The sequence below is a fragment of the Buttiauxella sp. BIGb0471 genome (assembly GCF_024807715.1).
GTDB lineage: Bacteria > Pseudomonadota > Gammaproteobacteria > Enterobacterales > Enterobacteriaceae > Buttiauxella > Buttiauxella agrestis.
On record NZ_JANUEU010000002.1, the window covers coordinates 190260 to 213035 of the forward strand.

The following is a 22776-nucleotide window of genomic DNA, read 5'->3' on the forward strand; positions in this document are numbered from 1 at the left end:
AGGAGAGAGATTTCATGAAACAAACAGTCTATACCGCCAGCCCGGAAAGCCAGCAAATTCACGTCTGGCAACTTAACCAAAATGGTGAACTGACTCTGGTGCAGGTTGTTGACGCCCCAGGCCAGGTTCAGCCAATGGTGATTAGCCCGGACAAACGATACCTGTATGTGGGCGTACGCCCTGAGTTTCGCGTTATTGCATACCGCATTACGCCGGATGACGGTACGCTAACGGAAGCGGGTGTGACGGCAATACCGGGAAGCCCAACGCATATCTCTACCGACCATCAGGGCCGTTTCCTGTTCAGCGCGTCTTACAATGCCGGAAGTGTCAGTGTTGTGAGCCTGGCTAACGACGGCCTGCCGGGTGATGTTGTGGATGTGGTTGAAGGTCTGGAAGGTTGCCACTCCGCTAATATTTCGCCTGATAACCGCACGCTGTGGGTGCCTGCGCTCAAGCAAGACCGCATTTGCCAGTTCACCTTGTCTGACGACGGTCATCTGGTCGCTCAAACCCCAGCGGAAGTGACCACCGTTGAAGGGGCTGGCCCGCGCCATATGGCGTTCCACCCGAATCAGCAATACGGTTACTGCGTCAACGAACTGAACGGCTCTGTAGATGTCTGGGAGCTGAAAAATGCTTACGGCAAAATTGAATGCGTGCAAACGCTGGATATCATGCCTCCAGGTTTCTCAGACACCCGTTGGGCGGCTGATATTCACATCACGCCGGATGGCCGCCATCTGTATACCTGCGACCGTACCGCCAGCATTATCACGGTATTTAGCGTTTCGGAAGACGGCAGCGTGCTTGCGGTGGAAGGCTACCAGCCAACGGAAACTCAACCACGCGGCTTTAACGTTGACCACAGTGGTAAATATCTGATTGCCGCAGGGCAGAAATCGCACCATATCGCGGTTTATCAAATCACCGGTGAGCAAGGTTTACTCGAAGAGAAAGGCCGTTATGCCGTAGGGCAAGGCCCGATGTGGGTTGTTGTTAACGCCCATTGATTTTTAAGCATAAAAAAACCTCGCCTGGGCGAGGTTTTTTGTTTTAAAGCGTTGGATTATTTCGCTTCATCAACCACAGAACTACCTACACCGCGGTTATTGAATTCCCACATGCGGTTCGCGTTGGCATCATTCAGATCGCGCTGAATTTCGCCTTTCTCGCCTTTGGTTCCGGTATTGCCGGTAAACGGACGCTTAGAACCTGCGGCATCGCCCCACGGTTTGGCATTGTTGAAGCCTTCGTTAATCACGCTGTCACGGATAACAACCTGGCCGTTAGACGTCTGGCCTGCGCTGTAACCGTTTTCGCTCGCTTCAACATCCCAGGCGCGACCCAACTGTGCGGTGTTATCGCCAGCAGCGCTAAAGCGGCTGTTGATGGCCAGGAAACCGTAATAAATATTCGGCAGAGTGGCAGGCGCGAACACCGAACCTTCTGGAGTACGGCTATTGACCAGACGGAAATCAGTGTTATCAAACACCACCGCGCCACGGCCGGCAACCACATCCACATCACCCTCGATATAGCTGTTAGTCACCAGAGTACGCGGCTGGCGATCGGTCAACAGGCGGTTTTGCACATCGCTGTTGGTCACGAAGAAAGTATTCTGACGGCCCAACAGGTGAACATTATTCAACTGAACTTTATCGCCATCGGTACGCAGCGCCACGGCCTGGTGATTAGACGCATCAACGCTGTCACCCAGGGTGTTGGCGATAGTCAGGTTTTGCATCTGCAAGCCATTGTTCTGTGACCACACTACTGCGGAACACATAATGCCAACGGTCGCGTTACGCTTGCTCTGGCAATTATCGAACATATACCAGGCTGGTTTACCCGGCATATATTTGCCTGATGGGTTAACCGCACGACGCCAGGTATTCACGTCAATTTCTGAGTCCAGAGGCATCGTGATTTTGACATCGCTTGCGTTATCAGTGGTGCCGTACAGCGTGACGCTACCGGAGCCTGCTGGCACATAAACCGTACCGGCATATTCGCCCGGCTGAATAGCAATGTACTGGCGCGCGTTGCTGTGCTTGATCATGGCTGCATCAACGGCGGCCTGAATCGAAGTATGCGTCACACCTTCGCCACCAGCGGCACCCACAACAAAGTCAGGTTGCGCAGGAATGCGAATAGAAGACGGTGTCCACGGGGCTTCATCTTTATTCTTAGACGAGAAGTAGCGCGCCTGAACAAAGTTCTGCGCTTCATCGCCCGAAAGAACCGGACGGGATTGGGTGCCAGGTGCCACTTGTGTTGAAGGGCGGTCTTCCGGAGGCGTTGAGCTACAGGCAGACAAAGCCATAGCAAAAGCGAGCACGGCTGCCCGACGAGTAACCGAAATTGTGTTCAAGGCTTGCTCCTTGCAGTGCAATTTAAAAAGAATGCAATTTTAAAAGGGGATCTGAAAGCCTGCTTTTTTATACTAAGTTGAGCAAAACAGGAAGCCGATTGTGCAAATCGGCTTCATAAAAAGTGGATTAACTGAACATCGCGGTAATCGAGGCACTGCCTAAAGAGTGGAAGTGAACATTAAAACCGACCATCGCCCCTGATGCATTCTCATCAACTTCAAGGGTTTCAACATCGATGGCGTGAACGGTAAAGATATAGCGATGCGTCTCACCTTTTGGTGGTGCGGCACCGCCGTAGCCCGCTTGTCCGAAATCGGTTCGCGTCTGAACGGCGGGTTCTGGCAGGGCGGCTAACCCTGAACCTGCACCTTGCGGCAATACGCGCGTATCGGCAGGTAAATTCGCCACAACCCAGTGCCACCAGCCGGAACCCGTCGGTGCGTCCGGGTCATAACAAGTCACGACAAAACTTTTGGTTCCCGCAGGAACATCATCCCAGGCCAGATGCGGCGAAAGGTTATCGCCTTCGTAACCCATGCCATTAAACACGTGGCGAGCGGGGAGTTTGTCACCTTCTTTAATATCCTGACTAATGAGTTTCATGACTGCTCCCTTTAACTATAGATCGAGTAGTTTTAGCAATTCCTGGGCAGCAATAGCCGAAGACGCTGGGTTTTGCCCGGTAACTAAATGCCCGTCAACCACCGCATATTCGCCCCAGTCGTCGGTGCGCTCATATAACCCCCCGGCATTTTTCAGCTCATCTTCCACCAGGAAAGGCACGACAGCGGTTAAACCCACGCCATCTTCTTCGCTATTGGTAAAACCGGTCACCCGTTTACCTTTGACCAGCGGCGTGCCGTCGGGTTTTAAAACTTTGCGCAAAACGCCCGGCGCATGGCAGACCGCGCCGACAGGTTTACCCGCAGCCCAGAATTGCTCAATCAGCTTGATGGAGTTTTGATCTTCGGCCAGATCCCATAATGGCCCGTGGCCGCCGGGATAAAACACAGCGTCAAAATCATCAGCGTTGATGTTCTCAAGCTTTTGGGTATTCGCTAATAATTTCTGAGCGGCGGAATCGCCACGGAAACGGCGGGTGTCGTCAGTTTGTGCATCCGGCTCATCACTTTTGGGATCAAGCGGCGGTTGGCCGCCTTTTGGCGAAGCGAGTGTCACGTCCAGACCGGCGTCATGGAAAACATAATAAGGCGCGGCAAACTCCTCAAGCCAGAAGCCTGTGGGTTTGCCGGTGTTGCCGAGTTTATCGTGCGAAGTTAAAACCATGAGAATTTTCATCTAAATCTCCCTGTTGGGCGCATGAAAAGATCCTCGAAGTGTAGTGCAAACTCGCGCGGCTTGCTGGTGCTCAGCTCTTGAAAAACGCCGGGTTTTCTACCGCAAGTGCTACGGCGTTGATCAATTTTGCCAGTTGCTCATGGCTGATAACGTATGGCGGCATCAGGTAAATCAGGCGGCCAAATGGACGAATCCACACGCCTTGCTCGACAAAAAATGCCTGAAGGGCAGCCATCTCCACCGGTTGGTGAGTTTCGACGACGCCAATCGCGCCCAGCACGCGCACATCAGCCACTTGCTCACTGTCCAGCAACGGTTTCAGCCCCGCAGACAACTGTTGTTCCAGGGCGCTAACTTGTTGTTGCCAGTGACCTTCCTCCAGCAAAGCGAGGCTTTCTGTTGCGACGGCGCAAGCCAGCGGATTCCCCATAAACGTCGGGCCGTGCATAAAACAACCGGCTTCGCCATCGCTGATGGTTTCGGCGACCTGGCGTGTGGTCAGCGTGGCGGAAAGCGTCATCGTGCCGCCGGTCAGTGCTTTGCCGAGACACAGAATATCGGGTGAAATTCCCGCGTGTTCGCAGGCAAAGAGTTTCCCGGTGCGTCCAAAGCCGGTCGCGATTTCATCAGCAATCAGCAAAATACCTTCGCGGTCACACATGCGGCGAATGCGCTTAAGCCATTCAGGATGATAAAAACGCATTCCACCTGCGCCCTGAACAATAGGCTCAAGAATAATTGCGGCAATTTCATGGCGATGCGCGGCCATTAAACGGGCAAATGGCACGATATCCATCTCGTCCCATTCATCGCCGAAACGGCAATTTGGTGCGGGTGCGAATAGATGCTCCGGGAGATACCCCTGCCACAAACTGTGCATGGAGTTATCCGGGTCGCAGACCGACATCGCGCCGAAGGTATCGCCGTGATACCCATGACGGAAGGTGAGGAAACGCTGGCGCGGCTCGCCTTTTGCGTGCCAGTACTGCAACGCCATTTTCATTGCCACTTCAACGGCAACAGAACCGGAGTCAGCGAGGAACACGCACTCAAGGTTTTCTGGCGTCATGGCAACTAATTTACGGCACAGCGCGACCGCAGATGGGTGCGTGATACCGCCAAACATCACGTGCGACATCTGGTCAATCTGGTCTTTCATCGCCTGATTTAAGCGCGGGTGATTGTAGCCATGAATTGCCGCCCACCAGGACGACATCCCGTCAACAAGGGCTTTACCATCAGCAAGTTGTAGTTCGCAGCCCGACGCCGAAACCACCGGATAAACCGGCAACGATTGGATCATGGAAGTATACGGGTGCCAGATATGTTGTCGGTCGAACGCTAAATCAGCAGGGGTCATAGGGTGACTTGTAAACCATTTAAAAAAGATTTAGGTTTACAAGTATAACGTCAATCAATGCCTAACAACACCCTTTTTGGAGACGCCCAATGGCTCACCACGCACGCTGGTCTTTGTCGCAGGTTACTGCTTTATTTGAAAAACCTTTCCTCGAACTGATGTTTGAGGCCCAACAGGTGCATCGCCAGCACTTCGATCCTCGCCATGTTCAGGTCAGCACGCTGCTGTCGATTAAAACCGGCGCTTGCCCGGAAGACTGCAAGTATTGCCCGCAAAGTGCGCGTTATAAAACCGGTTTGACGTCTGAACGCCTGATGGAAGTGGAGCAGGTTCTCGACTCGGCGCGTAAAGCGTTGAATGCCGGTTCGACCCGTTTTTGCATGGGCGCTGCCTGGAAAAACCCTAACGATCGCGATATGCCGTACCTCGAGCAAATGGTGCAGGGCGTGCGCGAAATGGGGCTGGAAACCTGTATGACGCTCGGCACATTAACCGGTGCGCAAGCCGAACGTTTAGCGGCGGCGGGGCTTGATTATTACAACCATAACCTCGATACCTCGCCAGAATTTTACGGCAATATTATTACCACCCGCACCTATCAGGAACGCCTTGATACGCTCGACAAAGTACGCGGCGCAGGCATTAAAGTCTGCTCCGGCGGCATTGTCGGTTTGGGCGAAACAGTGACGGATCGCGCCGGATTATTGCTGCAACTGGCTAACTTACCGACTCCACCAGAAAGCGTGCCAATCAATATGCTGGTGAAGGTAAAAGGCACCCCGATGGCCGATAACGAAGATGTCGATGCGTTTGATTTTATTCGCACAATTGCCGTCGCGCGCATCATGATGCCAACCTCTTTTGTGCGTCTTTCCGCCGGGCGCGAACAGATGAGTGAGCAAACTCAGGCCATGTGTTTCATGGCGGGGGCGAACTCCATTTTCTACGGCTGTAAACTGCTGACCACGCCAAATCCAGAAGAGGACAAAGACCTGCAATTGTTCCGCAAACTGGGGCTTAATCCGCAGCAAACCACCACCTATGCGGGCGATAACGAACAGCAGCAGCAACTCACCGATCAACTGCTCAACGCGGATACGGAGACTTATTACAACGCGGCGGCTGTATGACCTGGCAGCAACGCATCGACGGCGCGCTTGAACAACGGCGTGCCAGCGGCAGTTTCCGAACCCGTCAGGCTAATCAGCACGGCAGTGGCCGTTATCTGGTGCAAGACGCCCATCGCTATCTGAATTTTTCCAGTAATGATTATCTGGGAATAAGCCAACACGCCAGAGTCATAACCGCCTGGCAGCATGGGGCAGAAATTTACGGTGTTGGCAGCGGCGGTTCCGGGCATGTCACCGGCTACAACGAAGCCCATCAGCAATTTGAAGAACAACTGGCAGATTGGCTCGGCTATCCGCGTGCGCTGCTGTTTATTTCAGGGTTTGCGGCTAATCAGGCGGTGATTGCGGCGCTGAGTGAAAAACCAGACCGCATTCTTGCGGATAAACTCAGCCACGCCTCGCTTCTGGAAGCCGCGATGCATAGCCCGGCACAACTTCGGCGCTTTGCCCATAACGATGTCGCTTCTCTGCAAAAACTGCTTGCGCAGCCAACAGAAGGGCAGCAATTGGTGGTGACGGAAGGCGTATTCAGCATGGACGGTGATGAAGCACCGCTGGCTGATATTGCACAAACCACCCGGCACGCCGGAGGCTTGTTGATGGTTGACGATGCTCACGGCATCGGCGTAATCGGCGATGAAGGGCGGGGCAGTTGTGACCAACAAAACGTTAAGCCCGATTTGCTGGTGGTGACGTTTGGTAAGGCGTTTGGTGCCAGTGGTGCCGCTGTATTGTGTAGTGAATCGATGGCAGATTATTTGCTGCAATTCGCTCGCCATCTTATTTACAGCACCGCCATGCCGCCCGCGCAGGCATATGCGTTAACGGCGGCATTAAATGTCATTCACGAGGATAATTCCAGGCGTTCGCAATTACACGCCAACATCGCCCGGTTTCGTATGGGGGCAGCACGCTTGCCGCTGGAGTTAAGGGCCTCGCAAACGGCCATTCAACCGCTAATTGTGGGCGAAAATCAGGCGGCGATTCAGCTTGCCGCCACTTTGCGTGAGCGGGGATTCTGGCTGACTGCGATTCGCCCTCCCACTGTGCCGCAGGGTACTGCGCGGCTGCGTATTACGCTCACCGCCAGCCACACCTTTGAGGACATCGACAGGCTGCTGGAGGCATTGCATGACGCGACTTGTTAACAAAACGGCTATCGCTTCTGCATTTGGCCGCGCAGCAACCACCTACGACAGCCACGCGCAATTACAGCGTGAGAGTGGAACATTGCTCGCAAAAATGATTGAAGGCCGGGAAATCTCAACCGTGCTGGATGCCGGTTGTGGCACCGGTTGGTACAGCCGCGCATGGCGTGAAAAAGGATGCCATGTGACGGCCCTGGATCTCTCACCTGCAATGTTGAAACATGCCGCACTCAATGGTTGCGCTGATTGCTATCTCGAAGGCGATATCGAAGCCATAGCGCTTTCGCAAAAGCAGGTTTCCCTCGCCTGGAGCAACCTTGCTGTGCAGTGGTGTAGCGACTTACGAAGTGGTTTGAGCGAGCTTTACCGCATCACGCGTGTGGGCGGGTGTGTGGCATTCACCACCCTTGCAGCCGGTTCATTAAGTGAATTGCACACTGCCTGGCAGGCGGTGGATGAACAATCCCATGCCAACCATTTCCTGCCTTTTACGCAGATTCAGGAAGCGTGTCATGGCTGGCGGTGTTCTCTGCAAATTCATGAGATTACCCAGTATTACGACAGCGTGATAAGTGCCATGCAATCGCTGAAGGGCACTGGCGCTACGCATCTTCATGACGGGCGCAAAACATCGTTGATGACCCGTCAACAATTGCAAAAATTAAGTCTCGCCTGGCCGCAAAAAGAGGGGCAATTCCCCCTGACCTGGCAACTCGTTTGTGGAGTTATTGAACGTGATTAAAAAATGGTTTGTCACCGGAACCGATACAGAAGTAGGCAAAACCGTCGCCAGTTGTGCATTGCTACAAGCGGCTACAGCGGCGGGTTTACGTACCGTGGGATATAAGCCGGTCGCGTCGGGAAGCGAGATGACGGCGCAGGGCATTCGTAATAGCGATGCGCTGGCACTTCAGCGCAATAGCAGCGTTGAATTAGACTATGAACAAGTCAATCCGTTTGCATTTCTGGAACCCACGTCGCCGCATATCGTGAGCGCGCAGGAACAACGGCCTATCGATTTTTCGCAAATGTCGGCGGGGCTTGAGGCACTTTCAACGAAGGCAGACTGGTTGCAGGTCGAGGGCGCAGGAGGTTGGTTTACACCACTTTCAACAACCACAACTTTTGCTGACTGGGTGATACAAGAACAACTGCCGGTAATTCTGGTGGTAGGGGTGAAACTGGGTTGTATCAACCACGCCATGTTGACGGCACTGGCAATTCAGAACTCCGGCTTAAAGTTCGCAGGCTGGATTGCCAATGACGTTCAGCCAACGGGCAAACGTCATGAAGAATACATCGCGACGCTGCGTGATGTTTTAAAAGCCCCGATGCTGGGTGAAATTCCTTTCTGCCCGGAAATCAGCGATCAAACGGTATTGGGTGCTCACCTGAATATTTCTCTTCTTTCGGCATAGCCCGCATTTCACTCGCATATTTCTGCAACGCCCGATAAATCTTTCGGGCGCTCTTCCTGTAGCTATTAATCGTTTGAATTTCTTGTTGTAGAAAACCAGGCCAGGAGTAAATTGTCTCTCAATTTATGTTGTCACATGACAACTTTTTTGAGAGTATCGACTGGAGGTTTTATGACGCGGCGGTTACACCCGAATAAAGATATCGAGGCAGCATTGACCTATGCCGAATGTCAGGGCTGGAAAGTGCGGCCTGGCGGTTCGCACTGTTGGGGAAAGATGTATTGCCCATGGAATGATAAAGCCTGCCGCTGCGGTGAGTTTTGTATTAGCTGTATCTGGAGTACACCGCGTAGTGCGTATAACCACGCGCGGCAAATCCGCCGTGTTGTCGATAACTGTAGTCAACAGGGCACGCCACCTATTATCAGGCATTGAGTTGCAAGGAGCAGGACATGTCAGAGTTTAGTTTTACAGTGATTTTCACGCTGCCAGAAAAGAGCCAGAATCCGCAGCAATGGGTTGAAGCCTTAGGGGCTCAGGGTTGTGATGACGCGCTCGTTGGCGTGGGAGTGACCGGGCGCATTGCATTGAATTTTATTCGCGAAGCGCAAGATGCAAAGCAGGCGGTGGTTTCAGCCATTAAAGACGTTAAGCGCATTATTCCAGGAGCGGCACTGGTTGAAGTGATGCCCGACCTGGTGGGGCTTACTGATATCGCTGAACTGCTGGGGTTTTCACGCCAGTATATGCGCAAAGTGATGGTGAGCCGGGATGCATTTCCTCAGCCTGTGCATGACGGTAAAACAGCCATCTGGCACCTGGAGCCTGTGCTGCGTTGGATGCGTGAAGCGGGTGTGTCGAAAGTCCCTTTGCCGCTGGTGGAATTATCAGCCATTACCCGCCAATGTAATTTGCAGAGGGAACTGGCGGATGTTGATGCAAACATACAGAAGCAACTGGGCCAGTTGTGACGGCAGAACTTGTGTTCTGTTCTTGCCGTCGAAGGGTACACCATCATGGATCTATCCAACTGGAAACCAGTTTGTCATCCAGCAAAGCGACGTTTCCCTGGGCCACATTTCGCCCACGATGAAGCAAACAGAAGCGGTCTGCGACACGGCGAATAAACGACAACCGTTGTTCTACCAAAAGGATAGTCAGCCCAAAGTCACGGCTTAGCCTGCGAATGATATTTCCCAGATCGTTGATAAAACGCTGGCCACTGCCAAAAGTCGGTTCATCAAGAATCAACAGTTTCGGTTCAGTCACTAGCGCCCGTGCCAGAGCTAACTGCTGCTGAAGGTAGTCAGAAAGCTCTCCGCCCCGCATGTGGCGCAAGCTGTAAAGTTCAGGGAAAAGCTCATAGATCATATTGGGTATCGCGCGTGACGGTATACGAGCCGCTAAAAGCGCAATTTGGAGGTTCTCCTCAACGCTTAATTGAGAAAATATTCGTCTGTCCTGCGCAACGTAGCTCATTCCTAGCGCAGCCCGGCCTTCAATGGGTTGAGTCAGTAAATCTTGCGGAGGATGGCCTGCTTCAAGCCAGGTCATACTGCCACTTTGCACTGGCAGATAACCCGTGATGCAGTTGACCAGAGTCGTTTTACCCATTCCTGGTGCGCCCAGAACGCAGGTGCATTCGCCTGGCGCGAGTTCGAGATCCAGATTCCACAGCACATGGCTTTCGCCATAAAACTGATTAACAGCACGAAGACTCAACATCGATACTCTCCTTCTGGCAGGCTGAACAACGTAGGCTACTTCAGCGATTTGAAGCATGGCGTCTATCATCACTGCAATTCTCCTGCCATGAACCGATGTCGGAGCCAGAACAATGCAACTTTGAGAAAAGACTCATAAAAAAGGGTGAATAAGTGCTCGGCTTCTACGACTTTAAAAAGAGCATGCACTTTGTCGGTGCCTGGCTGTTTACGTGTTTGGTGCAAGTCTGTGACACTATTTTCTCAAATGCGTAATCCGTGAGCAGGATCAAAAGAAATATCGACCTCAGGACGAGCAAAAAAAAGCCAAAAATAATCTGGAAAAATATTTTTAGCCTCCCGCACAGAGAATTTAGGGTTTTTTGCGGTCTGCGCTGCAAAAGGCCTGAGAGCAGTTATCCACTATTCCTGTGGATAACCATGTGCATTAGAGTTAGAAAACTTACGGTAAGCGAGAGCGGACGCGGGTTGCGCATGAATTGGCGCGAAACCAGACTTTCTTAAATAACCTTTAAAAATTAACGAGTTGAATAAAATCAATTGCTGCAATAAAAGTGCCACAGATGTTCCTTACGCTTTTATGACACTGCTTGACAAATGTTAAAAGGTAAAAAAATCTGGGGATAACCATTTTGGTCAGCGTAAACCGCTAACAGTTGTATGTTTTACATGCAAACCTGGCGGTAAATCGTGTCGGTATCATAAACGTGACGGCAAGGGACTGGTTTTTCATCCAGTATCTTTTTCTGGCAAAATTTCCTGTGCCGAGTAAAATTATCCTCCGGCCCGCTCGTTTCTTCATCAGGTAGCCTCTTCATGAGTAAAGCGTTCAAATTAAATTCAGCATTCAAACCTTCTGGCGATCAGCCTGATGCCATTCGTCGCCTGAAAGAGGGTCTGGAAGACGGACTTGCGCACCAGACTTTATTAGGTGTAACCGGGTCCGGTAAAACCTTCACCGTGGCAAATGTGATTGCTGATTTACAACGCCCCACTATGGTGCTGGCTCCAAACAAAACGCTGGCGGCGCAGTTGTATGGCGAGATGAAAGAGTTCTTCCCGGATAACGCGGTGGAGTTCTTCGTTTCTTATTACGACTACTACCAACCCGAAGCCTATGTTCCAAGCTCTGATACTTTTATCGAAAAAGATTCCTCAGTGAACGAACACATCGAGCAAATGCGCCTGTCAGCAACCAAGGCTTTGCTCGAGCGGCGTGATGTCATTGTTGTGGCGTCGGTGTCGGCGATTTACGGTCTGGGCGACCCGGATTTATATCTGAAGATGATGCTTCACCTGACCAAAGGGATGATCATCGATCAGCGTTCTATCATACGGCGCCTGACGGAGCTGCAATATACCCGCAACGACCAGGCATTCCAGCGCGGTACTTTCCGCGTGCGCGGTGAAGTGGTTGATATCTTCCCGGCCGAGTCGGACGACCTCGCATTACGCGTTGAGCTTTTCGATGAAGAAGTTGAACGGCTTTCGCTGTTTGACCCGCTCACAGGTCAAGTTGACCAGGCTATCCAGCGTTTCACTGTCTACCCTAAATCGCACTACGTCACACCGCGCGAACGTATTCTGCAAGCGATGGAAGAGATCAAAGTTGAACTGGCTGACCGCAGAAAAGTGCTGCTCGCCAACAACAAATTGCTTGAAGAGCAGCGCCTCACGCAGCGAACTCAGTTTGATTTAGAAATGATGAACGAATTGGGCTATTGCTCTGGCGTTGAAAACTACTCGCGCTTCCTTTCTGGCCGTGGGCCTGGCGAGCCGCCGCCGACGCTATTCGATTATCTGCCAGCCGACGGCTTGCTGGTGGTTGACGAATCCCACGTCACTATTCCGCAAATCGGTGGAATGTACAAAGGTGACCGTTCGCGTAAAGAAACGCTGGTGGAATATGGCTTCCGTCTGCCTTCAGCGCTTGATAACCGCCCTTTGAGATTTGAAGAGTTTGAAGCACTCGCGCCGCAGACTATTTATGTTTCGGCAACACCGAGCAATTACGAATTAGAAAAATCGGGTGGCGATGTTGTCGATCAGGTCGTCAGGCCGACCGGCTTGCTGGATCCGATCATTGAAGTTCGCCCGGTGGGGACACAGGTCGATGATCTGCTTTCTGAGATCCGTAAACGTGTCGAAATTAACGAGCGCGTTTTGGTGACGACGTTAACCAAACGTATGGCCGAAGATTTGACGGAGTATCTCGAAGAGCATGGCGAGAGAGTGCGCTATCTGCACTCGGACATTGATACCGTCGAGCGTATGGAAATCATTCGTGATTTGCGCCTTGGCGAGTTTGACGTGCTGGTGGGTATCAACTTGCTACGTGAAGGCCTGGACATGCCTGAAGTGTCGCTGGTGGCGATTCTGGACGCCGATAAAGAAGGCTTCCTGCGCTCCGAGCGTTCACTGATTCAGACTATTGGCCGCGCGGCACGTAACATCAACGGCAAAGCGATTCTGTATGGTGACAAAATCACCCCGTCGATGGCGAAAGCGATTGGCGAAACGGAGCGCCGCCGCGAGAAACAGCAACGTTACAACGAAGAAAACGGGATTACGCCGCAAGGGCTAAATAAGAAAGTGGTGGATGTCCTCCAGCTTGGCGAAGGCATGGCGAAAACTAAAGGCCGGATGAAGAGCAAAGCGCGTAGCGTGATTGAAGATGATGAAATCATCCTGACACCAACAGCGTTGCAGCAGAAAATCCATCAACTCGAAGGGAAGATGCTGGAGCACGCGCAAAATCTGGAATTTGAAGAAGCCGCACAAATTCGTGACCAGCTTCATCAGTTACGGCAGTTGTTTATTGCAACGTCATAATGAAAACGCCTTCATTAAGAAGGCGTTGTTTTATCCGAGCTGCTGAATAGCTTTTTCAAGTGCCTGGCGAAGCAGATGCCTGTCGTGGCGATACCGAACGTCACTCGCCTCCAGCGGTTCCTGAATCACCACGCGGTCGGTAATCTCAGAAACATCTGTCTGCGGGCCAACCACTACCGCATCCACAATACGTTTACCGATTCGCTGTTCCATGATGTCAAGCGTCTGTGCAAGCGACAGGCTGGCTGCGGCGGTGCTCAATTCCTTGCCCAGATTGCCAATGAAAACGACCGGGGCCGGAGTGCGGCGTAGCGCCTGGTCCATATCCTCAAGCAAAAGTATCGGCATTAAGCTGGTGTAAAAACTGCCGGGGCCAATCAAAATCAGGTCGGCTTCTGCAATCGCTTGCACTGCTTCACGCGTGGCGTGGGCTTTCGGATATAACGACAGCTCCTGCGGCGGCGAAGAAAGCTGGTCAATATTCACTTCACCATAAATAAAATGGCCATCTGCATCCGTTGCCATCAAATCTACCGGCTGCTCGGACATTGGAATCAGAAATGCGTCCACTTTAAGCAGGTTGCGAATAAGATTGATGGCTTCCAGAGGCCGCACACTCAGGTGATCCAGCGCCTTTAACATCAAGTTTCCGAGGTTATGACCTGAAAGTTCGCCATTACCGCCAAAACGATACTCAAACATTGCTGAAGCAACGCTTTGTTCGGTAATTAATTGATTTAAACAGTTGCGCATGTCACCCCAGGCGATGCCTCCTTCAGAGCGTCGAATGCGCCCCGTAGAACCGCCGTTATCGGTAGTGGTAACAATGCCGGTTAAACGTGAACCCAAAGAGGAGAGGGACGACATGACCCTGCCCAGACCGTGCCCACCGCCAAGGGCGACTACCCGGTCCAAATCCGCAAACGTGCGATTGCGCATAGCTATTCCTTATGACGAACTATCGAAATAAAGTAGCGCAAATGCAGTCAAAATACGATTCAGCTCCGGCGGTTAATGATGTATATCAAAGCAAAAGTTCACTTTTCGCGTAGTCTGTGGCGAAATTGAACGATTAGTTCGTTATGTATATATTTATATAGCGAAAGCTGTTATGGCGGTGAACGCCGTCACGCGCTACTATCGCTCTAAACACACTAAGCCTCTGGACCTAAGTCGAAAGATACGGTGCTTTGGCCGTGACCTTGAGTCACCAGGGTGCAGTAAGAAATGACTGCATCTCCCGTATTTGGAAGGTGTACATGGCTACCCAACTTACCGATGCATTCGCGCGTAAGTTTTTTTACCTGCGTTTGTCTGTTACCGACGTTTGCAATTTCCGTTGCAACTATTGCCTGCCGGATGGCTACAAGCCTCACGGTGTGGCGAACAAAAGTTTCCTCAACGTTGATGAAATTCGCCGCGTCACGCGCGCATTTGCCGCCCTGGGTACTGAAAAAGTACGTCTGACCGGTGGCGAACCCTCTTTGCGAAAAGATTTCACCGACATCATTGCCGCCGTGCATGAAAACGCCAGCATTCGCCAGATTGCGGTGACGACTAACGGCTATCGTCTTGCGCGTGATATCCAGCAATGGCGTGACGCCGGGCTGACCGCGGTGAATGTCAGCGTCGATAGTCTTGATGCTCGCCAGTTCCACGCGATTACCGGGCAGGATAAATTTCGCCAGGTAATGGATGGCATCGACGCTGCTTTTGCCGCCGGTTTTGAGCGCGTAAAAGTGAACACCGTCCTGATGCGTGGCGTAAACCACCACGAACTCGATACCTTCCTTGCGTGGATTAAACCGCGCCCGATTCAGCTGCGTTTCATTGAACTGATGGAAACCGGCGATGGCGGCGAGCTATTCCGCAAACATCATATCTCCGGCAAAACCATCCGCGACCAACTACTGGCACGTGGTTGGGTGCATCAGCTGCGCAGCCGCAGCGACGGCCCGGCGCAGGTCTTCTGTCACCCTGATTACGCGGGTGAAATCGGCCTTATCATGCCGTATGAAAAAGACTTCTGCGCCAGCTGCAACCGCCTGCGTGTCTCATCGGTTGGAAATCTGCATCTATGTTTATTTGGCGAACAGGGCATTTCCCTGCGTGATTTGCTGGCAAGCGACGAGCAAATTGACGAACTTGAAGCGCGCATAGCCGAAGCCTTAACGCATAAAAAACAGACCCATTTCCTGCATGACGGTGATACCGGAATCACTCAAAACCTGTCTTATATTGGCGGGTAAACCAGATAAAATCAGACCAAAAGGAAGAATTTCATGAGCCAGGTAAGCAGTGAATTTATCCCGGTACATATGGCTATTCTGACCGTTTCAAGCCGTCGCGGTGAAGAGGACGACTCTTCAGGGCACTATCTGCGCGAAGCCGCCACTGAAGCGGGCCACCATGTGGTAGCCAAAGCTATCGTCAAAGAAAATCGCTACGCCATTCGCGCACAGGTTTCCCAGTGGATTGCTGATGACGAAGTCCAGGTTGTGTTGATTAACGGTGGCACAGGCTTTACCGAAGGCGACCAGACTCCCGAAGCATTACTCCCGTTGTTTGACCGGGAAATCGAAGGTTTTGGTGAAGTGTTCCGGATGCTCTCGTTTGAAGAGATCGGCACTTCTACGCTGCAATCACGCGCCCTTGCGGGAGTGGCAAACAAAACACTGATTTTTGCCATGCCCGGTTCCACCAAAGCATGTCATACCGCGTGGGACAACATCATTGCGCCGCAACTGGATGCCCGCGTGCGCCCTTGCAATTTTCACCCTCATCTCAAGAAATAAACTATGTCGCAACTCACTCATATTAATGCCGCTGGCGAAGCGCACATGGTGGATGTTTCTGCTAAAGCAGAAACGGTGCGCGAGGCGCGAGCAGAAGCGTTTATCACCATGGAAGCAGCTACGCTTGCCATGATTATTGAAGGCAGCCACCACAAAGGTGATGTGTTCGCCACGGCGCGTATTGCCGGTATTCAGGCGGCAAAACGCACCTGGGATTTGATTCCCCTTTGCCACCCGCTGATGCTCAGTAAAGTCGAAGTCAATTTAGCCGCCGAACCTGAAAATAATCGCGTGCGTATCGAATCCGTCTGCCGTTTGACCGGTAAAACCGGCGTGGAAATGGAAGCGCTAACTGCTGCATCGGTTGCTGCGTTAACCATTTACGACATGTGCAAAGCGGTGCAGAAAGATATGGTGATTGGCCCTGTGCGTTTGCTGGCGAAAAGCGGCGGAAAGTCCGGCGACTTTAAGGTAGATAGCAAGGTGGCTGCGCATGATTAATGTCCTGTTTTTTGCTCAGGTGCGTGAGCTGGTCGATTGTGACCGTCTGCAACTGGACGCTACTTTCAGTGATGTCGAGCAGTTGCGTGCTGAACTGGCAAACAGAAGCGAGCGCTGGGCACTGGCGCTGGAGTCTGGCAAATTGCTGGCTGCGGTAAATCAGACACTGGTGAGTTTTGATAGCCCGCTGAATGATGGTGACGAAGTCGCTTTCTTCCCGCCGGTTACCGGAGGCTAAAATGGAAAATACCCGAATTCGTGTTAGCCACGAAAACTTCAACGTTGGCGAAGAATACCAGTGGCTTGCGCAGTGCGATGAAGACGGTGCGGTAGTGACATTTACGGGCAAAGTTCGTAATCACAACCTTGGCGATAGTGTCAGCGCCTTAACGCTTGAGCACTATCCGGGGATGACGGAAAAAGCACTGGCGGAAATTATCGAAGAAGCTCGCCAGCGCTGGCCGCTGCAACGCGTTAGCGTGATTCATCGCATCGGTGAGTTGTGGCCTGGTGACGAAATTGTTTTTGTCGGCGTAACTGGCGCGCACCGCAGTTCTGCGTTCGAATCCGCACAATTCATCATGGATTATCTGAAAACGCGCGCGCCATTCTGGAAGCGTGAAGCCACGGCTGACGGGGATCGCTGGGTCGAAGCACGCGAAACAGATAAGCAAGCTGCGAAACGCTGGTAACAGGCACCTTCATGTAGTTGTGTTAATCTTAAGGTACAGGCCTTTGAGCCTGATATTCGGTCAACGTAATTCACTTAAGGAAGCATCATGGATCGATTCCCACGTTCCAATGACACCATCGTGCAGCAGGCCCGTACCGGTTTGCAGGCATACATGGCACAAGTTTATGGCTGGATGACCTGCGGCCTGTTACTGACGGCATTTATCGCCTGGTACGCCGCAAATACGCCAGCGGTGATGGAATTTGTCTTTTCCAGCAAGATCACCTTCTTTGGGCTGATCATCGTGCAATTGGGGCTGGTGTTTGTGCTCTCTGGCATGGTGCATAAGCTCAGCGCGGGTATGGCAACCAGCCTGTTCATGCTCTATTCGGCACTCACGGGCCTGACGCTTTCCAGTATTTTTATCGTCTACACCTATTCATCTATCGCCAGCACGTTTGTAGTGGCAGGCGGGATGTTTGGCGCGATGAGCCTGTACGGCTATACCACCAAACGCGACCTGAGCGGCTTTGGCAATATGCTGTTTATGGCGCTAATCGGTATTGTTTTAGCTTCGCTGGTCAATATGTGGCTGAAAAGCACCGCGCTGATGTGGGCGGTGACGTACATCGGCGTCATCGTGTTTGTCGGTCTGACGGCCTATGACACGCAGAAGCTGAAAAACATCGGCGAGCAAATTGATACCCGCGATACACAAACCATGCGCAAGTATTCGATTCTTGGCGCGTTGACGCTGTATCTCGACTTTATCAACTTGTTCTTGATGTTGCTGCGTATTTTCGGCAACCGCCGCTAAGTTCTTTCGCCCTCATCCCGGCCTTCTCCAGGGGAAGAAGGGGAAAAGCTTGCTCCCTCTCCCTCAGGGAGAGGGCTGGGGTGAGGGTTGTTTAGCTTCTTCTCGTTCTTCACTCGTATCTTCTTCGCCCGACTCTCAAGCCCCAAATAGCACACAATCGCCAGCAGCAGCGGGGCGATAAAATACAGCATTCGGTAGGCAATCAGTGCCGCAATAATGGTGCCGTTGCTGACATGCTCCCCGGCAAGCAATGCGATAAATACGGCTTCCAGCACGCCAATCCCGGCAGGAATATGCACAATCACCCCGGCGATACTGCTCACTAACAGCACGCCCAGCACGAAGAAATAATTCACCTGCTGACCCAACAACAGCCAAATAATTGCGCCCATCACCATCCAGTTACTACTGGAAATGACAAGCTGCATCAGCGCAAATTTGAACGATGGCAACACCAGACGCTGGCCTCTAATCGTCATATGGCGATGTTTGGCAAACGCGCAGAACCACAGATAAACCGCAATAATCGCCAGCAATACGGCACCTAAAATCCGCAGCGTGGTTTCGTCGATGTACCAGTGATCGGGTAACTGCACCACGCCTACGGTAAAAATCACGCCCGCCAGCAGAATGTAACCCAGCCAGTTAGTAGAAATACTCAGAGAAAAGATGCGCGTAATAGTGGCGCTGGGTAGTCCGAGCCGTGAATAAAGCCGATAGCGCATGCCAATGCCACCCACCCAGGTACTGAGCGTAAGGTTGAATGCATAGCAGATAAACGACACTAGCATCACCTGTCGTTTTGCGAGTTTGTGCCCACAATACGAGCGCGCCAGCAGGTCGTAACAGCCGTAAATCAGATAGCTCAGGATGACCAGTCCGACCGCGCTAAACAGCGCCAGGCGGTTATAGTTGCTAATAACCTTCCAGACCTCCTGCCAGTCAACCTTTGTGGCATACACCACCAGCAATACGATAACGGCGATAAAAAATAACCAGGTGAGGATTTTCTTTGCTTTGCGCCATTTAGGATGAGAGTGCGACATCAGTATTTCACTCCCTGATTTTCCGTTTCAGTGTCGCTCTCAATACCGGCGGAAGCCGGATTACCGATATCAACTCTGTCCTGAGTTTCCATATGTGGCTGCGCCGGGGGCATGACTTGCGCAAGTTTGGGCGTGTGCGCGGGCAACCAGCCGACCATGGCCGGGAAGTGGCGCAAAAAGTGGAATGCCAGCACGCTTTTACCCAAATTCCACCAGGTTCGTTTAGGTAGCATTGACTCAACGACCGGATGGCAGTCTTTGGCAATCAAAGAGGTCAGATTGGCACGCAGCGTGTCATTAAACGTGCGGTCATAAATAATCAGATTCGCTTCGAGGTTTAGCGACAAACTCAGCGGATCAAGATTACTGGAGCCGACGGTGGCCCAGTGGTCATCCATGATAGCGACTTTGCCGTGCAGTGGGCGGCGGTGGTATTCGTAGATCTTCACCCCGGAGCGCACCAGGTAGTTGTACAGCAGACGAGCACCGACTTTGACTATCGGCATATCCGGCTCGCCTTGCACGATGAGCTTCACCGAAACGCCGCGCCGCGATGCGTTACGCATCGCATGTAGCAACCTGTAACCTGGGAAGAAATACGCGTTAGCAATAATCACTTCGCGTTTGGCTTTACTGAGCATTTTCAAATAATAACGCTCAATATCATCGCGATGCTGGTCGTTATCACGCCAGACAAACAATGCCTGCGCTTCACCAGGTGCGAGGTTTTCTTGTGCAGGATTCCGGCGGCGTCGCCACCACTGGCGCTTGTGGTCATTGCCCGGCAAGTTAGAAATCACATACTGATAAATATCGTCCACCACCGGGCCTTCGACTTTTACCGAATAATCCTGCTTGGCTTCCGGGCCGTAATCGCTCATCTGTTCTGCGGAATAGTTAATTCCGCCGACAAACGCCACCGAACCGTCAACCACCACGATTTTCCGGTGCATGCGGCGGAATAAATTCGTGCGCATCCCAAACACCAATGGGCGAGGGTCGTAATAGCGGAATAGCACCCCAGCCGTTGTCAGCTGTTCAACGAATTTATCGCTTAAATCGGGTGAACCGTAGCCATCAAGCAGAACTTCAATGCTAACGCCGCGCTGGGCCGCATCGAGTAAGACTTTATGTAACTGCTTGCCGACATCGTCTTCAAACCAGATAAATGTCTCGAGTAGCACTTTGCTACGAGCGTGTTCAATGGCTTTGAATACCGCAGGGAAAAACTGATCACCGTTTTCAAGCAATGAAATCCGGTTCCCGTCGCGCCAGTTATTTTTCATAGATGAATCTCCACGGCGAGTGGCGCATGGTCCGAGAGATGCCGCCATTGCTGCAACGGCAGCGCTGTTGGTGCGCTTGCGGAAGCGTTTTTCACATAAATTCGGTCAAGGCGCAGCAGTGGGAAGCGGGCAGGGAAGGTGCGAGCCGGGCGGCCAGATGCACGGGTAAACACCTCATCCAAACCCGTTTGCTTTAATTGCCGGTTGGCGCGTTGCTGCCAGTCATTGAAATCCCCGGCAACCACCACCGGCTCGCCTTCCGGAAGAGTATTCACCAACTGACACAGCATATTGAGCTGCGCCTGACGGTGCGCATCACGCAAACCCAGATGCACGCAAATCACGTGTACGCGCACATTTTTGTCCGGAACTTTCATCTGGCAATGCAGCATTCCGCGCTTTTCGTGGCCGTCGACCGAGATATCACGATTTTCGAAATGATGGATTGGGAAGCGAGACAGCACCGCGTTTCCGTGATGCCCTTCGGGATAAACCGCGTTGCGGCCATAGGCGAAATCGCTCCACATCGTATCGGCGAGGAACTCGTAATGACTGGTTTCCGGCCAGTTTTCAAAACGCACCGAATGCGCTTCGTGGGCACCCATGACCTCTTGTAAGCAGACGATATCGGCGGAAACCGCGCGCACCGCATCACGCAACTCCGGCAAAATAAAGCGCCTGTTGAGTGCGGTGAAACCTTTGTGTGTATTAATTGTGAGCACTTTAAAGGAAAAGTGCTGAGACTTGTTACCCATGCTTCTCCCGGCATTGTTAACATCCTGATGAAAATAAAGTGTAGTCTCTGTCACAAATAGGTGCCGCGTTACGGAATTTTCCGCATACTGCGGTACTCTGAAAGACAGGAAATAGCGGCCAGGAGAGAAATAATGAAATGGCAACAACGTGTACAAGTGACGACAGGCCTAAGCTGCTGGCAGATAATGCTGCATCTGGGTGTGGTCTGTGCGCTGCTCGTTGGCTGGAAAACTGCCACCCTCATACCGGTCGGCATAGGGCTATGTTTGCTGTATGCAGCAACAGTAATTTTGATGTTCGCCCTGCACCGTGTGCGGACAGGGCGGTTACGTGATATCGGTGATTTTCTTGAAGAGCTGACTACCACCTGGTATTTCGGCAACGCGATGATTGTCCTGTGGCTACTGTCACGCGTCGTCGAAAACAAGTTTCTGCTCGTTGGTGCGGGTATTGCGATGATTGCCGGGCCGATTATTTATTCGCTGCTCGCCAAAGATAAAACCTCAGGCAATTTTGCGCCGAAACATCCAGTACGCCGCTGAACCCGTGGTGGCCGCGATAACCAATAGCGGCCACACACTTCCCCACACAATATCAAAACTCGCGTTCTTCAAATAAATCTGCTTGGTGATATCGGTGAAATGCCGAATCGGATTCGCCCACGTCAGGTTTTGCAGCCACACCGGCATATTCTCTACGGGTGAAACGTACCCCGAGAGCAAAATCGCTGGCATCATAAAGACGAACACGCCGATAAACGCCTGCTGTTGCGTTGAACAAAGAGCTGAAATCAACAAACCAAATCCCACCAGCGACAACCCGTAAATCAGCATCGTGAAGTAAAACAGCAAAAGCGAGCCGGAAAACGGAATGTGATAACCCCAGATCCCCACGCCCAGCACAATGGTTGCCTGGCCAATCGCCACAATTTGTGCAGGCACTGCTTTGCCCACAAAGATTTGCCAGGTTGCCAGCGGAGAAACCAGTAGCTGATCAAGCGTACCTTGCTCGCGTTCGCGGGCGACCGAAAGTGACGTCACAATCATCACGCCGATAGTGGTGATCATTGCAATCAATGACGGCACTACGAACCATTTGTAATCCAGATTCGGGTTATACCAGTTGCGCACCACCAGTTCGCTGTTATTCGGTTTTGGCTGCCCGGACACCAGTTCCTGCTGGTAATTCTTCACAATCTGTTGCAGGTAATTTGCGGCAATTTGCGCACTGTTTGAATTACGCCCATCGAGAATAATTTGCAGTTTGGCTTGCTGCTGGCTTGCGATATCACGTGAGAAATCGGCCGGGAAGCGAATCAGCAGCAGTGCTTTTTGGTTGTCGATGGTCGGCTGGATTTCCTGCGGGCTTTTCAGCAGCAGCACATGGCTAAACGCTTTGGCGCGTGCAAAACGCTGAGTCAGTTCAACCGAATGGCTGCCGTTATCTTCGTTATAAATCGCGATAGTGGCGTTGGTAACTTCAAGTGTGGCGGCAAATGGGAACAGCACCACCTGCAACACCACGGGCAGAATCAAAATCGCGCGGGTTTGCGGCTCGCGCAGCAGGGATTGCAGCTCTTTGCGAATTAAAGTCCAGAGTCGATAAAACATCGCGTT

At 52.1% G+C, this 22776-nt stretch carries 25 protein-coding genes and 1 riboswitch; of the genes, 15 read left to right on the plus strand and 10 right to left on the minus strand.

Going from position 1 to position 22776, the window contains the following annotated elements; translation table 11 throughout:
* The first annotated feature begins 14 nt into the window (after positions 1 to 14).
* Positions 15 to 1013, plus strand: coding sequence for a 6-phosphogluconolactonase (gene pgl / locus M2371_RS07405; RefSeq protein ID WP_172895184.1), 999 nt, complete (start codon positions 15 to 17; stop codon positions 1011 to 1013).
* 56 nt (positions 1014 to 1069) lie between these two features.
* On the opposite strand, the gene M2371_RS07410 is transcribed toward pgl, so the two are convergent.
* The 4 genes from M2371_RS07410 to bioA all read right to left on the minus strand — a co-directional run bounded on the left by M2371_RS07410 (position 1070) and on the right by bioA (position 5034).
* Complete coding sequence (locus M2371_RS07410) at positions 1070 to 2374, minus strand: putative acyl-CoA thioester hydrolase (RefSeq protein ID WP_259267356.1); 1305 nt, start codon at positions 2372 to 2374, stop codon at positions 1070 to 1072.
* Positions 2375 to 2501: 127 nt separating this feature from the next.
* The gene (locus M2371_RS07415) at positions 2502 to 2978 is read right to left on the minus strand and encodes a kinase inhibitor (RefSeq protein ID WP_259267357.1); all 477 of its coding nucleotides are present in this window, start codon (positions 2976 to 2978) and stop codon (positions 2502 to 2504) included.
* A 15-nt stretch (positions 2979 to 2993) separates the two neighbouring features.
* Positions 2994 to 3674, minus strand: a complete 681-nt coding sequence (locus M2371_RS07420) for a type 1 glutamine amidotransferase domain-containing protein (protein WP_172895181.1) — start codon at positions 3672 to 3674, stop codon at positions 2994 to 2996.
* A 70-nt stretch (positions 3675 to 3744) separates the two neighbouring features.
* Positions 3745 to 5034 carry an adenosylmethionine--8-amino-7-oxononanoate transaminase gene (gene bioA, locus M2371_RS07425; RefSeq protein WP_259267358.1) on the minus strand — a complete coding sequence of 430 codons (1290 nt, stop codon included), beginning with the start codon at positions 5032 to 5034 and terminating at the stop codon, positions 3745 to 3747.
* A gap of 89 nt (positions 5035 to 5123) precedes the next feature.
* On the opposite strand from bioA, the gene bioB reads away from it, so the two are divergent.
* From bioB to M2371_RS07455, 6 genes are all read left to right on the plus strand, one after another.
* Positions 5124 to 6164, plus strand: coding sequence for a biotin synthase BioB (bioB, locus tag M2371_RS07430; RefSeq protein WP_259267359.1), 1041 nt, complete (start codon positions 5124 to 5126; stop codon positions 6162 to 6164).
* Complete coding sequence (gene bioF / locus M2371_RS07435) at positions 6161 to 7312, plus strand: 8-amino-7-oxononanoate synthase (RefSeq protein WP_172895178.1); 1152 nt, start codon at positions 6161 to 6163, stop codon at positions 7310 to 7312. The genes bioB and bioF overlap by 4 nt, the downstream gene beginning before the upstream one ends.
* Positions 7296 to 8054 carry a malonyl-ACP O-methyltransferase BioC gene (gene bioC / locus M2371_RS07440; RefSeq protein ID WP_259267360.1) on the plus strand — a complete coding sequence of 253 codons (759 nt, stop codon included), beginning with the start codon at positions 7296 to 7298 and terminating at the stop codon, positions 8052 to 8054. Before bioF ends, bioC begins: the two co-directional genes overlap by 17 nt.
* Entirely contained in the window at positions 8047 to 8730 is a 684-nt protein-coding gene (bioD, locus tag M2371_RS07445; RefSeq protein WP_259267361.1) for a dethiobiotin synthase, read from the plus strand. The genes bioC and bioD overlap by 8 nt, the downstream gene beginning before the upstream one ends.
* A 171-nt stretch (positions 8731 to 8901) precedes the next feature.
* Entirely contained in the window at positions 8902 to 9165 is a 264-nt protein-coding gene (locus M2371_RS07450) for a hypothetical protein (RefSeq protein ID WP_072011145.1), read from the plus strand.
* A gap of 17 nt (positions 9166 to 9182) precedes the next feature.
* Entirely contained in the window at positions 9183 to 9701 is a 519-nt protein-coding gene (locus M2371_RS07455; protein WP_259267362.1) for an AlpA family transcriptional regulator, read from the plus strand.
* A gap of 43 nt (positions 9702 to 9744) precedes the next feature.
* On the opposite strand, the gene M2371_RS07460 is transcribed toward M2371_RS07455, so the two are convergent.
* Positions 9745 to 10455, minus strand: coding sequence for an ABC transporter ATP-binding protein (locus tag M2371_RS07460; RefSeq protein WP_034494140.1), 711 nt, complete (start codon positions 10453 to 10455; stop codon positions 9745 to 9747).
* Positions 10456 to 11270: 815 nt separating this feature from the next.
* Here M2371_RS07460 and uvrB point away from each other — a divergent pair.
* On the plus strand, positions 11271 to 13286 hold the full coding sequence (uvrB, locus tag M2371_RS07465) for an excinuclease ABC subunit UvrB (protein WP_259267363.1): 2016 nt from the start codon (positions 11271 to 11273) through the stop codon (positions 13284 to 13286).
* A 30-nt stretch (positions 13287 to 13316) separates the two neighbouring features.
* On the opposite strand, the gene yvcK is transcribed toward uvrB, so the two are convergent.
* Positions 13317 to 14225 (minus strand): uridine diphosphate-N-acetylglucosamine-binding protein YvcK, encoded by a 909-nt coding sequence (gene yvcK / locus M2371_RS07470; RefSeq protein WP_172895174.1) that lies wholly within the window; start codon positions 14223 to 14225, stop codon positions 13317 to 13319.
* A 201-nt stretch (positions 14226 to 14426) separates the two neighbouring features.
* Positions 14427 to 14558: riboswitch (molybdenum cofactor riboswitch) on the plus strand.
* Between yvcK and moaA the strand changes: the two genes are divergently transcribed.
* The 6 genes from moaA to M2371_RS07500 all read left to right on the plus strand — a co-directional run bounded on the left by moaA (position 14546) and on the right by M2371_RS07500 (position 18072).
* Positions 14546 to 15535 (plus strand): GTP 3',8-cyclase MoaA, encoded by a 990-nt coding sequence (gene moaA, locus M2371_RS07475; protein WP_034494147.1) that lies wholly within the window; start codon positions 14546 to 14548, stop codon positions 15533 to 15535. (Overlaps the previous riboswitch by 13 nt.)
* Positions 15536 to 15568: 33 nt before the next feature.
* Positions 15569 to 16081 carry a molybdenum cofactor biosynthesis protein B gene (gene moaB, locus M2371_RS07480; RefSeq protein ID WP_259267364.1) on the plus strand — a complete coding sequence of 171 codons (513 nt, stop codon included), beginning with the start codon at positions 15569 to 15571 and terminating at the stop codon, positions 16079 to 16081.
* Between the two features lie 3 nt (positions 16082 to 16084).
* Complete coding sequence (moaC, locus tag M2371_RS07485) at positions 16085 to 16582, plus strand: cyclic pyranopterin monophosphate synthase MoaC (protein ID WP_259267365.1); 498 nt, start codon at positions 16085 to 16087, stop codon at positions 16580 to 16582.
* The gene (gene moaD / locus M2371_RS07490; protein ID WP_259267366.1) at positions 16575 to 16820 is read left to right on the plus strand and encodes a molybdopterin synthase sulfur carrier subunit; all 246 of its coding nucleotides are present in this window, start codon (positions 16575 to 16577) and stop codon (positions 16818 to 16820) included. The genes moaC and moaD overlap by 8 nt, the downstream gene beginning before the upstream one ends.
* A gap of 1 nt (position 16821) precedes the next feature.
* Entirely contained in the window at positions 16822 to 17274 is a 453-nt protein-coding gene (moaE, locus tag M2371_RS07495) for a molybdopterin synthase catalytic subunit MoaE (RefSeq protein ID WP_034494155.1), read from the plus strand.
* An 87-nt stretch (positions 17275 to 17361) separates the two neighbouring features.
* A complete protein-coding gene (locus M2371_RS07500; protein ID WP_034494157.1) occupies positions 17362 to 18072 on the plus strand; it encodes a Bax inhibitor-1/YccA family protein in 711 nt (236 codons plus the stop codon).
* Here the strand turns inward: M2371_RS07500 and M2371_RS07505 are convergent.
* The 3 genes from M2371_RS07505 to M2371_RS07515 are packed head-to-tail and all read right to left on the minus strand — an operon-like array spanning position 18069 to position 21159.
* Positions 18069 to 19118: a YbhN family protein gene (locus M2371_RS07505; RefSeq protein ID WP_259267367.1), complete on the minus strand. Its 1050-nt coding sequence runs from the start codon at positions 19116 to 19118 to the stop codon at positions 18069 to 18071. The genes M2371_RS07500 and M2371_RS07505 overlap by 4 nt on opposite strands.
* Positions 19118 to 20404, minus strand: coding sequence for a cardiolipin synthase ClsB (clsB, locus tag M2371_RS07510; RefSeq protein WP_259267368.1), 1287 nt, complete (start codon positions 20402 to 20404; stop codon positions 19118 to 19120). The genes M2371_RS07505 and clsB overlap by 1 nt, the downstream gene beginning before the upstream one ends.
* Positions 20401 to 21159: an endonuclease/exonuclease/phosphatase family protein gene (locus M2371_RS07515; protein WP_172895163.1), complete on the minus strand. Its 759-nt coding sequence runs from the start codon at positions 21157 to 21159 to the stop codon at positions 20401 to 20403. Before M2371_RS07515 ends, clsB begins: the two co-directional genes overlap by 4 nt.
* A gap of 132 nt (positions 21160 to 21291) precedes the next feature.
* On the opposite strand from M2371_RS07515, the gene M2371_RS07520 reads away from it, so the two are divergent.
* Entirely contained in the window at positions 21292 to 21702 is a 411-nt protein-coding gene (locus M2371_RS07520) for a YbhQ family protein (protein ID WP_259267369.1), read from the plus strand.
* Here the strand turns inward: M2371_RS07520 and M2371_RS07525 are convergent.
* Complete coding sequence (locus M2371_RS07525) at positions 21664 to 22770, minus strand: ABC transporter permease (protein ID WP_034494163.1); 1107 nt, start codon at positions 22768 to 22770, stop codon at positions 21664 to 21666. The genes M2371_RS07520 and M2371_RS07525 overlap by 39 nt on opposite strands.
* Positions 22771 to 22776 lie beyond the last annotated feature (6 nt).